Annotated in this window: 14 protein-coding genes; 8 read left to right on the top strand and 6 right to left on the bottom strand. The window is 48.6% G+C overall.

The window, feature by feature from the left end:
• The first annotated feature begins 45 nt into the window (after positions 1 to 45).
• Positions 46 to 1,656 (top strand): tetratricopeptide repeat protein, encoded by a 1,611-nt coding sequence (locus G9409_RS00270; protein WP_166806901.1) that lies wholly within the window; start codon positions 46 to 48, stop codon positions 1,654 to 1,656.
• A 26-nt stretch (positions 1,657 to 1,682) separates the two neighbouring features.
• Positions 1,683 to 2,678 carry an aliphatic sulfonate ABC transporter substrate-binding protein gene (locus G9409_RS00265; protein ID WP_166806900.1) on the top strand — a complete coding sequence of 332 codons (996 nt, stop codon included), beginning with the start codon at positions 1,683 to 1,685 and terminating at the stop codon, positions 2,676 to 2,678.
• A gap of 71 nt (positions 2,679 to 2,749) precedes the next feature.
• Here G9409_RS00265 and G9409_RS00260 read toward each other — a convergent pair whose 3' ends face one another.
• From G9409_RS00260 to G9409_RS00240, 5 genes are read right to left on the bottom strand one after another with little or no spacing between them, the layout of a single operon-like run.
• Positions 2,750 to 4,165, bottom strand: a complete 1,416-nt coding sequence (locus tag G9409_RS00260; RefSeq protein WP_166806899.1) for a cytochrome c3 family protein — start codon at positions 4,163 to 4,165, stop codon at positions 2,750 to 2,752.
• A 4-nt stretch (positions 4,166 to 4,169) separates the two neighbouring features.
• A complete protein-coding gene (locus G9409_RS00255; protein ID WP_166806898.1) occupies positions 4,170 to 4,748 on the bottom strand; it encodes a hypothetical protein in 579 nt (192 codons plus the stop codon).
• 54 nt (positions 4,749 to 4,802) lie between these two features.
• On the bottom strand, positions 4,803 to 6,329 hold the full coding sequence (locus G9409_RS00250) for a sensor histidine kinase (RefSeq protein WP_166806897.1): 1,527 nt from the start codon (positions 6,327 to 6,329) through the stop codon (positions 4,803 to 4,805).
• Between the two features lie 9 nt (positions 6,330 to 6,338).
• Positions 6,339 to 7,007, bottom strand: coding sequence for a response regulator transcription factor (locus G9409_RS00245; RefSeq protein WP_166806896.1), 669 nt, complete (start codon positions 7,005 to 7,007; stop codon positions 6,339 to 6,341).
• 14 nt (positions 7,008 to 7,021) lie between these two features.
• Positions 7,022 to 7,555 carry a DUF4405 domain-containing protein gene (locus tag G9409_RS00240; RefSeq protein WP_166806895.1) on the bottom strand — a complete coding sequence of 178 codons (534 nt, stop codon included), beginning with the start codon at positions 7,553 to 7,555 and terminating at the stop codon, positions 7,022 to 7,024.
• A gap of 262 nt (positions 7,556 to 7,817) precedes the next feature.
• Here G9409_RS00240 and G9409_RS00235 point away from each other — a divergent pair, with 262 nt between their 5' ends.
• Complete coding sequence (locus G9409_RS00235) at positions 7,818 to 8,699, top strand: ADP-polyphosphate phosphotransferase (RefSeq protein ID WP_166806894.1); 882 nt, start codon at positions 7,818 to 7,820, stop codon at positions 8,697 to 8,699.
• Positions 8,700 to 8,755: 56 nt separating this feature from the next.
• Here the strand turns inward: G9409_RS00235 and hisF are convergent, their stop codons facing one another.
• On the bottom strand, positions 8,756 to 9,511 hold the full coding sequence (gene hisF / locus G9409_RS00230; RefSeq protein WP_166806893.1) for an imidazole glycerol phosphate synthase subunit HisF: 756 nt from the start codon (positions 9,509 to 9,511) through the stop codon (positions 8,756 to 8,758).
• A gap of 129 nt (positions 9,512 to 9,640) precedes the next feature.
• On the opposite strand from hisF, the gene G9409_RS00225 reads away from it, so the two are divergent.
• From G9409_RS00225 to G9409_RS00205, 5 genes are read left to right on the top strand one after another with little or no spacing between them, the layout of a single operon-like run.
• On the top strand, positions 9,641 to 9,991 hold the full coding sequence (locus tag G9409_RS00225) for a hypothetical protein (protein ID WP_166806892.1): 351 nt from the start codon (positions 9,641 to 9,643) through the stop codon (positions 9,989 to 9,991).
• Between the two features lie 15 nt (positions 9,992 to 10,006).
• Positions 10,007 to 11,068 carry an NAD(P)/FAD-dependent oxidoreductase gene (locus tag G9409_RS00220; protein ID WP_166806891.1) on the top strand — a complete coding sequence of 354 codons (1,062 nt, stop codon included), beginning with the start codon at positions 10,007 to 10,009 and terminating at the stop codon, positions 11,066 to 11,068.
• Positions 11,049 to 11,933 (top strand): 1,4-dihydroxy-2-naphthoate polyprenyltransferase, encoded by an 885-nt coding sequence (locus G9409_RS00215; RefSeq protein ID WP_235923198.1) that lies wholly within the window; start codon positions 11,049 to 11,051, stop codon positions 11,931 to 11,933. The genes G9409_RS00220 and G9409_RS00215 overlap by 20 nt, the downstream gene beginning before the upstream one ends.
• Before the next feature lie 14 nt (positions 11,934 to 11,947).
• The gene (locus G9409_RS00210; protein ID WP_166806890.1) at positions 11,948 to 12,823 is read left to right on the top strand and encodes a carbon-nitrogen hydrolase; all 876 of its coding nucleotides are present in this window, start codon (positions 11,948 to 11,950) and stop codon (positions 12,821 to 12,823) included.
• Between the two features lie 45 nt (positions 12,824 to 12,868).
• Positions 12,869 to 14,131 carry a M48 family metallopeptidase gene (locus G9409_RS00205; RefSeq protein ID WP_166807423.1) on the top strand — a complete coding sequence of 421 codons (1,263 nt, stop codon included), beginning with the start codon at positions 12,869 to 12,871 and terminating at the stop codon, positions 14,129 to 14,131.
• The last annotated feature ends 6 nt before the right edge of the window (positions 14,132 to 14,137 follow it).

Raw genomic sequence — 14,137 nt, 5'->3', positions numbered from 1 at the left:
TAAAGTAATTTGATACGAATCTGAGTGGCTAATCTCCTTTTTCAGATGAATGCGCACTTAAAACCATATTTTTATTGCGCAGGTTTTCGGGAAACCGGAACTGCTTCTGATCACCCTCACTTGATAAACCACCTGAAACAGCTCAGCTGTCTCTGGCTTTTTGCATCGCTTTTCATCGTTTTTACAACGCTCCCGACAGAGGCAAAAAGCGCAGCCGAGGTGTTTGCGGATGTTTCAGGCAGTGTTGTGGTGATTCACAACTACGATAAAAATGAGAAGCTGCAAAACATAGGTAGCGGTGTCATGCTCGCTTCCGGTAAAGTAGCTACCAACTATCATGTTATCGAGCAGACGGGAAAAATTACGGTTATCTACAAGGGGAGGGAGTATCCTGCCACACCTCTTTATTTCGACCGATTCAGGGATGTCTGTTCACTGAATGTTCCAGGTTTGCCGGAATCAAGAATCACTATTGGCAGTACGCATGAGCTGAAGACAGGTGACAAGGTCTATGCTCTTGGAGCACCGCAGGGGATAGAACTGACATTCTCTGACGGCATTATTTCAGGCTTGAGGCAGGTGGATAAAGGATTCTATATCCAGACCACAGCGCCGATATCAGCAGGCTCAAGCGGGGGGGGGCTGTTTGATGAAAACGGTCGGTTGATAGGCCTGCCAACCTATTTCTTCAAACAGGGTCAGCAGTTGAATTTTGCACTTCCGGTCGAATGGATACTTGACTTGCCGAACCGGGTGGCAGTGCAGGACACTATTTTATCTGCCGATCTTGGCAATGTGTATCAAGTCAATGCTCTGGAGGAGCGACAGGATTGGGGGGGAATGATCTCATTTTGCCAGAACTGGATAAAACAGAAACCGGAGAGTGGTGAAGCCTGTGGATATTTAGGATTTGCCTACCTGCAGAGAGGGGATCTGTCGCTCTCTATTGATTCGTATAACAATGCGATCCGGCTACGTCCGGATTATGCACAATATTGGGTTGATCTCGGGGCGGCTTACGGCCGGGAGGGGCAGAAGCAGAAAAAGATTGAAGCTTACCGTCAGGCAGTCAGCCTCAATACTGATTATGCCGTCGGATGGCTCAATCTTGCCATGGCCTATGTCCAGAATGGGGAGGTTGAACGTGCCATTGATGCTTACGAGCAAGCTGTACGCATTACTCCACATGACGCTTCGTCCTGGTATCACTTAGGGCTTGTCTTGAGTGACGGGGGGCAGTTCGACAAAGCGGTCAAGGCTTACCAGCAGGCTGTACGCATAACTCCGGGACATGCCCTCTATTTTCTGAGTTTAGCCAGAGCTTATGGTTATGCTGCTCAGCCGTCCGAATCGTACGAAGCCTACAAGTCGGCCCTGCGTATCAACCCGGATTATAGTGATGCATGGGTTTTTCTTGGTGTTGCCTATGACAAGGATCACCGAATAGCGGAGGCATTGAATGCCTATTTGCAGGCGTTGCGCATCAATCCGGACCACAATACGGCTCTCTTTAATCTGGGCAGATTCTATCTGGAAACCGGCAGTGTAGAGAAAGGAATGGCGGTTTATGTCCGTTTAAAGCAGCTTAATCCGGAGATGGCGCAGCTGTTTTTTAATACCTTCAACAAGCTCATGTTTTCAAAAAATGCGTTATAGCATGGTTAACTATCGGAGGGAGAGCAATGCGTAAACTTCTTGTCAGGCTGGTTGCACTCTTCATCACACTGTCGATGTCGACGGTGTTGTCATCTTTTTCGACGGCTGACCCTCTGCCTCGGGAGTTAAAGGTTGATTACGCTAATTTTAACGCAATCTCTCTGGTGTTGAAAAAATTCGGATGGCTGGAGAAGGAGTTTCAGCGTGACAATCTGCCGGTACGCTGGGTCTTCAGCGAAGGAAGCAATCAGGGTCTGGAGAATCTGGCAACCGGAGGAGTAGATATAGCATCCACTTCAGCGGTAGCCTCGGTGCTCGGCAAGGCAAAGGGAAGGCCGATCAAGGCGGTATATATCTTTTCGCATCTGGAGTGGGCAGCGTTTCTCGTCACTCAAGACTCTTCCGTCAAGACTTTGCTGGATTTAAAGGGTAAAAAAATAGCGGTTACTCCGGGTACCGACTCCTATCTGTTTTTTTTGCGGGCATTGCATGATGCTCGCATACGTCAAAGCGAGGTGATGATGGCGCCCAAACCGCCACAGGAGGGGCTTGAGGCGCTTCAGAAGAAGAGCGTAGCTGCGTGGGTTGGTTCTAATTATTATTGTTCCAAAAGCCAGCTGGAAAGCGGTTCACGGGAGATCTATACAAAAAGCGAACTGCTTGGTTCCGGTTATCTGACGGTTACCGAGTCATTTGCAGCCAAATATCCCGATGTTGTTGCCCGGGTCATCAAGGTCTATGACAGTGCGCGCAAGTGGTCAATTCGCCACCCGGATGACCTGGTGACTATTTATGCTGATGCAGGGAACGTGTCGTTACCTGTGGCCAAACTGATTGTGAGCCGTATTGACTTCTCCCGGGCTATTCCGGATACACAGGACATCCGGAATTTGAAGCAGACAGTCCCGGTTCTCATTGCAGAAAATCTGCTCAAAAAGAGTGCAAAGTTGGGCTCTCTGGTTGAAGAGCTGATTGATAACAGTTATGCGGCATCACTGATTAACAAGCCCCTTCTGAATTGAACCTTGCGGTTTGGGCGTCCAGATGATCATGGTAACGCCCAAACATCTGCGAGTGACTTTAGCGCATATTGTTAATCATCCCCTCGTTCCCTGCTGCTCCGATGGCATTTTACACAGTTCTGATAGTTGTAGATGCCCTCTTCACGATGCTCTGCCGCTATTTTGGATGGTGAGTGCTCATGACAGTTATAGCAGGTATACTTTTTGTAATTACCAGACTCGGGATGGCAGGTGGCACAGCTTGCCCGATGATCGCTGTCGAGTACAAAATATTTATTGTGATTGAATGTTGCCGGTTTCCACTTTTTCGTAGTGTGGCATGCAGAGCAGTTTGCCTGTGATGAGCGGTGCATCGTGTCATTCGGCTGGTCGCTCTTGTGGCATGAGATGCACGCTTTGCCGTTTGCTCCGCTCACCCTGCTGTGGTTAAAGGTTGCCGGTTTCCACTTTTTGGTGGTGTGGCATTCTGAACAACCCGCAGTGTATTTACGATGCAGATCGTCATTCGGCCGGTCACTCCTGTGGCATGAGATGCACTGCCCGGCACTTCCGCTGCCCGCCTTGCCGTGACTGAAAGTAGCCGGTTTCCATTTGCCGGTTGTATGGCATACTCCGCAGTTTGACTGTGAGGAGCGGTGGAGATTGTCACCGGGCTTGTCAGATTTGTGGCATGAGATGCACTGGTTTCTGTCCGCAGCACTCAGCTTGTTGTGAGTGAATGTCGCAGGTTCCCATTTACTGGTCGTATGGCATGTACCGCAATTTTCAGGTGACTGACGATGCAGTTTGTCGTTCGGCCGGTTACTCTTGTGGCAGGTAATGCACTGGAAGCCATTTTTAGTGTTCAGTTTGCTGTGGCTGAAGGTTGCGGGCTTCCATTTTCGCGTACCATGGCATTCTGCACAACCCAGATTCATGGTGCGGTGGAGATTATTATCGGGCTTGTCGCTTTTATGGCACTCAATGCACTGTGAGGCAAATGCCGTGTTCAACATGCGATGATCGAATATTGCCGGTTTCCAGTGTTTTTTGCCATGGCACTCTGCGCAATTACCTTTTGTATATCGATGCAGGATATCGTCCGGTTTGTCAGTTCTGTGACAGGCGATACAGTTTTTCAGCAGCAAAGGAGAGATCTCTTCGTGCTTGAACGATTTGAAGGCTTTGGCTGCACCTTTTCCTTTATGATCGGTATGGCACTCATTGCACGAACCTGGATTAAGTCCCTTGTGAAAAAGAACCTTGCTGCTGTCTGGAGGGAGCAGTTTACCGGCTACGTTTTTAACGCTGATATCGTTCTGTTTGTGACAGCTTATGCACTCCACGGCTCTGGCCCCGCGAAACGGTGTGTGACAGCTCAGGCACTCTCTTTTCAGCGGCTGATGGCCACGCATCAGGGGGCCGGGAGTAATCAGCACCTCGGGGAATGCTACAGCAAGAGCGCTGAGAAGGATGGCTGTAGCGATAAAAATAAAAAGTGGTTTCAACGGGTTACCTCCAGTTCCAGAAGAAAAATATGGTAAGGATATGGGTCAGGGTCAGCGCAATCAGAAATGATACCATCGGCATATGCACGGTCCGCCATTTCTCAAGAGTTTTTACAGTCAGCGTATCCCAGTACTTCCGCTGTTCAATGTTTTCATCAACATCACCATTGATCCCGAGTTGCTGCATTTTAGCCTTCACCTCCTCCTTGACCTTTTTCAGAAGATGTTGCCCGACATGACCGCTTGCGGTAACGATCATCATGAGTGTCGTAGCTGCCCATGGTATAATGGCATTGAAGTGAACTCCTGAATGAACAAGAATCATCAGCGTGCCGATCCAGCCTGAATGACAGTGAAGTTTAAGAAAAAACTTCATGGGGCCATTCGTGATCAGCTTCTTTTTTCGCACTGAATAGATAAATGAAAAGGCAAGAGATAGGGTGCCGGCGATTCCGAGGTATCGTCCTATCCAGACCAGATTCAGGGCATGCAGAAGAGAGTCAAGCGCTATAGCTGCCAGAATCAGCAGCAGGTAAGAGATCGTGAGCGGTATGGTTCGTTGTACAAGAATTGATTTCCACATTATTCTGTAGTGTTAATCATGAATGACTGTTTGTTTCAGGTGCTGTTATAATTCTCATGCCTTTGGTGACTGGAATGTCAGCGTAAAGGTCGTTCCTCTGTCTTTTTCACTGTCCAGTGTTACCATGATATCCTGCAGGTCGGCGAGTTTTTTTACAATCGACAGTCCCAGGCCGAATCCTCCCGTGCTTGAGCTTCTCGACTCGTCAACACGGTAAAACCGCTCAAAGACCGCGTGCAGTTTCTCTTCCGGGATTCCGATTCCCTGATCGGTAACGGTACAGAGAATGGTATTCTCTTTTTGTTCTGTACAGAGCGTTATCGAAGAGCCCTCGGGAGAGTATTTGATGGCATTGGTGAGAATATTCTCGAAAATCATATCAAGCATTGCCGGATCAGCGGCGACTTTTACATTGTCAAGCAGATCAGCCGTGATAGAAATATTTTTTTCATATGCAGAAGGCTGAATTCTGGCGATTACATCCTCAAGGTGAGGGGTAAGCATGAGCAGCTCTATATTGGGTTTCATCTTGCTGCTTTCGTTTCTGGCGAGCATAAGAAGCTGGTCGATGAGCCTTGCCATGCGGTTTAATTCCATCAGGCAGAACTGAACTCTGCTCTCATAGTGCTCCCGCTCTCTCGGTTTCCGGATTAGCACTTCAAGCGTTCCTTTTACGGCAGCCAAAGGTGTTTTCAACTCATGCGAAGCGTCAGAGGTAAACTGTTTTTCACGCTGAAATGCATCCTCCATCCGGTCAAGCAGGGCATTGATGGTTGAGGACAAACGATACAGCTCGTCATGATGATAGGGCAGCACAATCCGCTCATGCAGATTCGACTGCGTCATCTTTTCTGCGGTTTCAATAATCTTTTCGACAGGTCGAATGCTTTTTCCGGCAATCAAGCGCGTGAGTGCAAAGAGGGTGAGAATAATGACCGGAAAGGCAAAGAGAAAAATGTTCTGCAGGTCGTGCAGCACTATCAGGGCGTTTTTAAGCGGGAGCGCTACAATCAGGTATCCTTCAGTGACGCCGTCAAGATTTACAAGGGGTACCTGTGCCTGACGCACCAATGAACTTCCGAAACTGGTGTTGAAATACTCGGTACCTTTCCGGCCAGGATCGAATGAAAGGACGCACCAGGACAGGGTTGTTGATTTATTGAGCACCTCTCCCTTGGTGTCGACAATCTGAATAAATTCGGTATCAAGATTCGTGTTTTCGTTACTGCTTTTCTTATTCCCCTCCTCATCTTCATTCTCTTCATTCAAGAAATTGTCATGGTCATTGGTATCAAGGTTGCGGATGCTTTCAAAATCCTTTACAATGGCATAGCCCTTGAAATGATAGGTTGAGACATTCGCATCCGAGAGTACCTCCAGAACCTCTTTTTTGATCTCGTCATCAAATTGTTTGTAGACGATACTTTCAACCGTGAAGTAGATGATCAAAAACACGATGGCAATCAAAAATCCTGTAGCTGCGGTATAATAGAAGGCAATACGGTTGCGCAGACTGAACTCGGGTACTTTTTTCAGTGAGCCGATTTTATTATTCCGGTTGGATTGAATTAAAGTGCTCATGGCTTGTGATCAGGATTCCCGAACGATATAACCGACTCCGCGAATGGTTTGAATAATGTTGCCGCATCCTGCACTTTCCAGTTTGCGGCGCAGAAAGGTGATATAGACATCGATAACCGAGGTGTCGGAATCAAAATGGATATCCCAGACATGCTCGATAATGCGGCTTCTTGTACAAACCCGGTCCTTGTTACGGATCAGGTATTCAAGCAGGGCAAACTCTTTCGGAGTCAGAGTCAGTTCGGTTGGGCCGGAGAATACCTGATGCGTTACAGGATTGATAGTCAGGCTTCCGACACTTAACGACTCTTCTACCCGATTTGTTGTTCTGAGCTGAACCCGGATACGGGCCAGCAGCTCTTCAAACTCAAATGGCTTTTTAATGTAGTCATTGGCTCCGGCATCAAGACCGAATACAACATCCTCAAGCGTATCTTTGGCTGTCAGAAAGAGGATGGGAACGGTGCTCCCGCCTTTGCGAACCTGCCGGCATACCTCGATGCCGCTTAATGCGGGAATCATCCAGTCAATGATGAGCAGGTCATACTCGTTGGTCATGGCCATATCGAGGCCGGTTTTGCCATCATGGGCAAGATCAACGGCAAAGTACTCCTCTTCAAGTCCGTCCTTCAGAAATCTGGCTATTCCAGGCTCATCTTCAATGATAAGAAGTCTCATAAGTTTGAATATTGTTAGTCGAGTGTACCATTTTTCTGACTGGAAGCTTCTAAAAGTGAAGCAAGCACTTCGTTTTCATTTTTGCTGTTGTCGCGAGCGATCTCCTCAATCGTTAATGCCGGACTCTTTACAACAATACCGTTTTTTCCGAGCTTTTCAATCAGGAGTCCGGGAGAGGTTTTCAGCACGAGGGCGACGGTGTTCAGTGATGAAGTTTCAAGTGCCTGTGCTGCATTTCTGCCGGCTTGTTCTTTTCCACCCTCTTTTTCATCTTCACCGAACAGAGGAAGAAGGGAGGCTATGGTGACAAGAAGCGCTGTGGCTATGATTGCTATCGCCGGTTTCTTCGAGAAATATCCGGTGAATTGTTTCCAGTTGGAGAGAACATGGAGGAGTACGCCACCGACAAGGAGCCAGCTCAGCCACTTGTGGACATCCTCAACCATCCCGATTTCAATGTCAAAAAAGATCAAAAGACCGGTAACAGCTGAAATAGTAAATGCTCCGGAGGCAAGGGGTGTTGCCCAGGCTTTCATTGTAGCTTTCATCGTATCTGACAGAGGTTTAGTTGAGTGAACAATCAGTTTCAAGTGTAACCAATGTAGGCCGGTGATTCTTAAAGAAGTCTATGGCAAAACTTAAATTTAACTTAAAAAACGGTTACTGTTGTTTATCCCCATCCAGAACGAACTGCTCCTGAAATGAGTTGAGGGGAGGTGAGCAGAAGTTTCCGGTTTTGTGTTTTTGCTCAGAGGAGAGCAATTGACTCCGCGAAGTTATTTTTGACATCACCCTAAAGCCTCCCATTCTATGCATTTTGATTGTGATGCACTCTGTGTCCCGGAAGGTGGAAAGGTTAATCTCAGCGCGCGCCCGACGCGTGTCAAACCGATCTACAGCTCCAGAGAAGAGTATAAGGAGATGCTTGCCCAACAGGTCGAGCAACTCCGAAAACTTCAGAATGTTCATTATGCTGACAACCGTTTTTCCCTGCTTCTGATTTTTCAGGCAATGGATGCAGCCGGCAAGGATAGTATTATCCGGCATGTCATGACGGGAGTAAATCCCCAGGGGTGTCAGGTGTTCAGTTTCAAGCACCCCTCCCCGGAAGAGCTTGAACATGATTTTCTCTGGAGAAGCAATCGTTGTCTGCCCGAGCGGGGACATATAGGGATATTCAACCGTTCCTATTACGAAGAGGTGCTCATTGTGCGGGTTCATCCTGAAATTCTCTCAGCAGAGGGTATTGCAGATGAGGTGATCAGCGGAGGAAAAATCTGGGAGCACCGGTACCGGTCAATAGTTGATATGGAAACGCATCTCTACCGAAACGGGACAAGGACGGTCAAGTTTTTTCTTCACCTCTCAAAAGCTGAGCAGCGAAAGCGTTTTCTCAGTCGGATAGATGCTCCGGAAAAGAACTGGAAGCTCAGTATGGCCGACATTGAGGAGCGGAAGTACTGGGATGGGTATATGAAAGCCTATGAAGCATGTCTCGGGGCCACCAGCACAAAACATGCCCCCTGGTATGTCGTTCCGGCTGATGACAAGGCAAATGCCCGGCTGATTGTTTCCAGGGTCATTCTTGATACCCTGGAATCCCTTGATTTATCCTATCCGCTATCCAGCGAATCGCGACAGAAGGAGTTGCTCGATATTCGCGAGCAGCTCAAAGCAGAGGAGGATGCTTGAATTCCGGGCCTCTGGTTGATCCTCGAGGTTGTTCTGCAAGCTGTTCAGCTTCCCGGTCAGAGCCGGACAGGAATACCCCTTTCATGGAGGTACTTCTTTGCTTCACGGATTGAGTGCTGGCGGAAGTGGAAGATAGAGGCTGCAAGTGCCGCATCGGCATGGCCTTTGGTAAATCCGTCATAAAGATGTTCAAGGCATCCCGCACCACCGGATGCAATGACCGGTATATGCACCGAGGTAGAGACCCGTGCGAGTATCTCATTATCATAACCCTCTTTGGTGCCATCACGGTCCATGCTGGTAAGCAGAATCTCACCGGCGCCGAGATCCTGGACTTTTTGTGCCCATTCAAGCGCTTCCAGACCAACCGGATTTTTACCGGAATGGGTATGGACGATGTACTCAGTGCCTATTTTTTTGATATCAATAGCAACAACAACGGCCTGTGAGCCGTATTTCTCGGCGATCCGCGTGATCAGTTCCGGATCGTTGACTGCGGCAGTGTTTACCGAGACCTTGTCCGCTCCGTGAAGAAAAACCTCCTTGGCGCGTTCAACGGAGTTGATGCCGCCGCCTACCGTGAGCGGAATAAAGATTTCACCGGAAACTTTCAGTACCTCTTCAAGTGTTGTTCTGCGTGATTCGAGTGATGCTGAAATATCAAGAAACACAAGCTCGTCAGCCAGTTCATTATTATAGAACCGGGCCTGTTCAAGGATGGAACCGGCATCTCTCAATCCTTCAAAATTTATTCCTTTGACAACCCTGCCGTCCCGAACGTCGAGACAGGGTATAATCCGCTTGGCTAACATGGTTCGCTTGCTGAGTGCTGTTGTTGAAACTGTGACACAAGAAAACTATAAAGATTGAACTCTTCAACAATATTTTAATGATTATATTTCCGGTCACTCAACCCGGAAGCAAAAAAAGATGGAGAAGTAATGAAATTTCCTGTTTGTGAATACGCTCAGTCAGAGGAGGGGTTTTACTCTCAGTGTGCATCATGTCCTATCGATTCGGCATCTTCAGGCTGTGCACTTGATGAACTTGAAGATGGCAACTATCTCTTTGAAGGCCGGACTCCTCACGGAGGAGTAAAGGCTCTGTTTTTATTTAAAAATAATGAAGGCGACAAGGTGCGAAAGCGGGATGCCGTTCATGTGGAGATCCATGAGCTTGATCATGAGGAGCAGCTGATTGCGGTTCTTTACGGCATGGTTGACCCCCAGGGGATGATCTACCTTAAAAAATCGGGACCTGAAAGAGCGCACAGTCAGGAAAATATCCAGTAATCCGGTATCCAACTCATGCCCTTAAATAAACTTTATTTTGACGGTGGTGAAGAGATCCGCGACCTGACCATTGTTGGCGGGGGACCTACAGGCATTTTTGCCGCATTCCAGTGTGGAATGAACAATATAAGCTGTCGTATTATTGAAAGCATGCCGCTCCTTGGAGGTCAGCTTGCCGCCCTCTATCCCGAAAAACATATCTATGATGTAGCCGGGTTTCAGGAAGTTCCTGCAGCCGGACTTGTCGAGAGCTTGTGGAAGCAGACCGAACGCTATCATCCGGAAGTCATTCTTGGCGAGACGGTTACCCGTTACAGGAAACTTGCCGATGGAACATTCGAAGTGACGGTTGGATCAGGCAGGGTCTTTTTGTCAAGGGCTCTTTTGATTGCGGCAGGTCTCGGTGCTTTCTCTCCACGCAAGCTGCCCCAGTTGCATAATATCGATCATCTTGAGGGTTCATCGATCTTTTATGCGGTCAAAAATGTCAGTGACTTTGCCGGTAAAAGGGTTGTGATTGTCGGGGGTGGTGATTCTGCTCTTGACTGGACGGTCGGCCTCCTGAACACTGCGCACTCCGTCACACTGGTGCATCGGATGCCTGATTTTCAGGGTCACGGGAAGACGGCAAGGGAGGTGCTTGAGGCAAGGGAAGAGGGACGGGTTGATGTCTATCTGAACACCGAGGTTACTGCTGTTGATTGTGCGAACGACCGGCTTACTGCGGTTCATGTCCGGACAAAGGGCGGGAAAACCCATATCCTTGAAGCTGACTGCCTGCTTCTTCTGATTGGCTTCAAGTCCAATCTCGGGCCGCTTGCCGAATGGGATCTTGAGCTTATGGATAATGCGCTGGTTGTTGACAGTCATATGAAGACATCCATTGACGGACTCTATGCCGCCGGTGATATTGCCTATTATCCCGGCAAGCTGAAAATTATTCAGACCGGGTTGAGTGATGCGGCCATGGCAGTGCGTCACAGTCTTACCTATATAAAACCGGGCGAGAAGATCCGCCACACCTTCAGCAGTGTGAAAGCCGCAAAGGAAAAGAAGAATGCCCCTGAAAATGGATGAAGCATGGATGCTGGCCATCCGTCCGAAAACACTTCCGGCCGGTGCGGTGCCGGTTCTGCTGGGCTCCGCACTTGCGGCTGCTGACGGCCGGTTTCAACTCCTTCCGGCTCTTGTTGCCCTCATCTGTGCTCTCGGTATTCAGGTGGCGACCAATTTTATCAATGAGATCTATGACTTTCGCAAGGGAGCCGATACCGCTGAACGACTTGGGCCGACAAGGACTGTGGCCGCAGGGCTTATCAGCGAGAAAACCATGATACGGGTCTCTCTCTCTCTTGTTCTTGTTGTATTTTTGCTTGGTCTTTTCCTGGTTTATACAGCCGGATGGCCGATACTGGTGATCGGTTTATTCTCTCTGCTGTTTGCCTGGGGCTATACCGGAGGCCCTTATCCGATAGCCTATTCAGGTCTCGGCGACCTCTTTGTCTTTGTTTTTTTTGGCCTTGTAGCGGTTGGCGGTACCTACTATGTCCAGTCGCATGAGCTTGCCATGCCGGTACTGCTTGCCGCAGTAGCTCCGGGAGTGTTTTCTGTCAATATTCTTCTGGTCAACAATATCCGCGATATTGGTACTGACCGCAAGGTTGGCAAAATGACGCTTCCTGCCCGTATAGGTGCCGTTTACGCACGTCGTCTCTATGTGGCGCTAACCGTTGTAGCCTATCTTGTTCCTCTGTTTCTCTATCTGGAAGGGTACTCTCTGTTTGGTCTCCTCTCATGGCTCTCACTGCCGCTGGCCTTCCGCATGAAGAGGGAGCTCTACAGTAGTGAGGGGAGGGAGTTGAACCATGTACTGGCAGGTACCGGAAAGCTGATGACGCTCTTCGGGATTCTGCTTTCCCTTGGTATTCTCATTCAATACTAACACCGCTTTCAGTCATGCATTCCGAAACCGTAACCATAGCACTTGTCCAGGCCCGCGCAGATAGTGATCCCTCTGCAAATCTTGCGAATGCATGCCTGCAAATAAGGGAGGCTGCGGCAAAGGGCGCGCGGATAATCTGTTTGCAGGAGCTCTTCACAACGCGCTATTTCTGCCAGACAGAGGCTTATGAACCGTTTGGCTTTGCTGAATCGATTCCCGGCCCTTCAACACTGGTTCTGCAGGAGCTTGCCCGTGAACTTGAGGTTGTTCTTGTTGCCTCACTCTTTGAGAAGAGAGCCCGGGGACTCTATCACAACACCGCAGCGGTTATTGATGCTGATGGAAGTTATCTCGGCAAGTACCGAAAGATGCATATTCCTGATGATCCCGGATTTTACGAGAAGTTTTATTTTACTCCGGGCGATCTGGGCTACAAGGTCTTTAAAACCCGATATGCTACAATCGGTGTTCTGATCTGCTGGGATCAATGGTACCCTGAAGCGGCAAGGCTTACGGCTCTCAAGGGTGCGGAGATTATTTTTTATCCTACAGCCATTGGATGGGCGGTGGATGAAGAGTCGGAAGCGGTGCGCCGTTCGCAGCAGGCGGCATGGAAAACCATGCAGTTGAGTCATGCCGTCTCCAATGGAGTTTTTGTTGCAGCGGCAAACCGGGTCGGAACTGAAGGTGATCTGGAGTTCTGGGGGAACAGTTTTGTCTCTGATCCCTTCGGGCAGATCATTGAGGAAGCGGCTCATCAGGATGAAACCATTCTCTTTGCCGAGTGTGACCGCAGCAGGATAGGATTTTACCGTTCGCACTGGCCTTTTCTGCGTGACCGCAGAATTGAAACCTATGGAGAACTTCAGAGCCGGTACCTTGATGAGTGAGCGGATTGACCTGCATGAACCTTTTTTTCTCAATTACCTGACATGATGAACATCTTCGCTACGGTTGTTTTTTTTGCGCTGCTCACGACTTTTCTGCTTAAACTTGTTTCCGAACTGCTCAATCTAAAAGCATCGGAAGCACCGGTTCCCCAGGAATTTACCGCTCTGTTTGATGAGGAGGCCAGCCGGAAATCAAGGGAGTATCTTCGAGCCACAACGACGCTCTCTTTATGCAGCGCGGCCTTTGATCTTGCCCTTCTCCTTTTTTTCTGGTTCAGCCGGGGATTCAATCTGCTTGACAACCTTCTGCGGGGTTTCGGATATGATGCGGTTGTTACCGGAGTGCTCTATATCGGTACAATGCTTCTTGTGCAGTCACTGATTGATCTGCCATTCAGTATCTACAGAACATTTGTGATTGAGGAGAAATTCGGCTTTAACAAGACCACTCCTTCAGTTTTTGCGGCTGATCGTCTTAAAACCCTTCTGCTTGCCCTTCTTCTCGGGACGCCTCTGCTCTATGCTGTGCTCTGGTTTTTTGAGTCTACAGGCCCTCTTGCCTGGCTCTGGGCCTGGTGCGGCGTGACAACGCTCTCCCTCCTGCTCCAGTATGTGGCACCAACCTGGATCATGCCACTTTTTAACAAGTTTGTTCCGCTTGAAGAGGGTGAATTGAAGCGTGCCATCATGCACTATGCAGAAACAGTGAGTTTTCCCCTTGCCGGAATTTATGTGATTGACGGCTCCCGCCGGTCAGCCAAAGCAAATGCTTTTTTTACCGGTTTCGGTAAACGAAAGAGAATAGCCCTTTTCGATACCCTTATTTCAGGCCATCCGGTTGATGAACTGGTTGCCGTGCTTGCCCACGAAATAGGACATTTCAAGAAAAAACATATTATCATCAGCATGGTGCTGAGCATCGTCAATCTTGGCGCGCTTTTTTTTCTACTCTCGCTTTTTATGAATAACCGCCAGCTTTTTGATGCGTTTTTCATGACCCATCTCTCTGTGTACGGAAGTCTGATTTTTTTTATGCTGCTGTACACTCCGGTGGAGCTGATTCTCTCTGTTTTTTTACAGGTGCTTTCAAGAAAACATGAGTATGAGGCTGATTTTTATGCGGTTTCGACGTTTGAGAAAGGTGTGACTCTCGGTGATGCACTCAGAAATCTCTCCCGAAGCAATCTTTCAAATCTTACCCCGCACCCCTTCTATGTATTTCTGAACTATTCACATCCTCCCGTTGTCGAGCGTATCAGGCGTATCAGAGCGCATGCTGATGCTCTTCAGTCAACCTCCCTGAACTGATTCTAC

Source organism: Candidatus Chlorobium masyuteum, from assembly GCF_011601315.1.
Taxonomy (GTDB): Bacteria; Bacteroidota; Chlorobiia; order Chlorobiales; family Chlorobiaceae; genus Chlorobium; species Chlorobium masyuteum.
The sequence above is the reverse complement of the archived record's forward strand: the minus strand, read 5'-3'. Positions and strand labels throughout refer to the sequence as shown.

Coding starts and splice junctions, on each gene's coding strand:
- G9409_RS00265 (WP_166806900.1), top strand. CDS start 1,683: ATGCGTAAACTTCTTGTCAGGCTGGTTGCACTCTTCATCACACTGTCG.
- G9409_RS00220 (WP_166806891.1), top strand. CDS start 10,007: ATGCCCTTAAATAAACTTTATTTTGACGGTGGTGAAGAGATCCGCGAC.
- G9409_RS00235 (WP_166806894.1), top strand. CDS start 7,818: ATGCATTTTGATTGTGATGCACTCTGTGTCCCGGAAGGTGGAAAGGTT.
- G9409_RS00215 (WP_235923198.1), top strand. CDS start 11,049: ATGCCCCTGAAAATGGATGAAGCATGGATGCTGGCCATCCGTCCGAAA.
- G9409_RS00255 (WP_166806898.1), bottom strand. CDS start 4,748: ATGTGGAAATCAATTCTTGTACAACGAACCATACCGCTCACGATCTCT.
- G9409_RS00270 (WP_166806901.1), top strand. CDS start 46: ATGAATGCGCACTTAAAACCATATTTTTATTGCGCAGGTTTTCGGGAA.
- G9409_RS00245 (WP_166806896.1), bottom strand. CDS start 7,007: ATGAGACTTCTTATCATTGAAGATGAGCCTGGAATAGCCAGATTTCTG.
- G9409_RS00250 (WP_166806897.1), bottom strand. CDS start 6,329: ATGAGCACTTTAATTCAATCCAACCGGAATAATAAAATCGGCTCACTG.
- G9409_RS00205 (WP_166807423.1), top strand. CDS start 12,869: ATGAACATCTTCGCTACGGTTGTTTTTTTTGCGCTGCTCACGACTTTT.
- G9409_RS00225 (WP_166806892.1), top strand. CDS start 9,641: ATGAAATTTCCTGTTTGTGAATACGCTCAGTCAGAGGAGGGGTTTTAC.
- G9409_RS00210 (WP_166806890.1), top strand. CDS start 11,948: ATGCATTCCGAAACCGTAACCATAGCACTTGTCCAGGCCCGCGCAGAT.
- hisF (WP_166806893.1), bottom strand. CDS start 9,511: ATGTTAGCCAAGCGGATTATACCCTGTCTCGACGTTCGGGACGGCAGG.
- G9409_RS00240 (WP_166806895.1), bottom strand. CDS start 7,555: ATGAAAGCTACAATGAAAGCCTGGGCAACACCCCTTGCCTCCGGAGCA.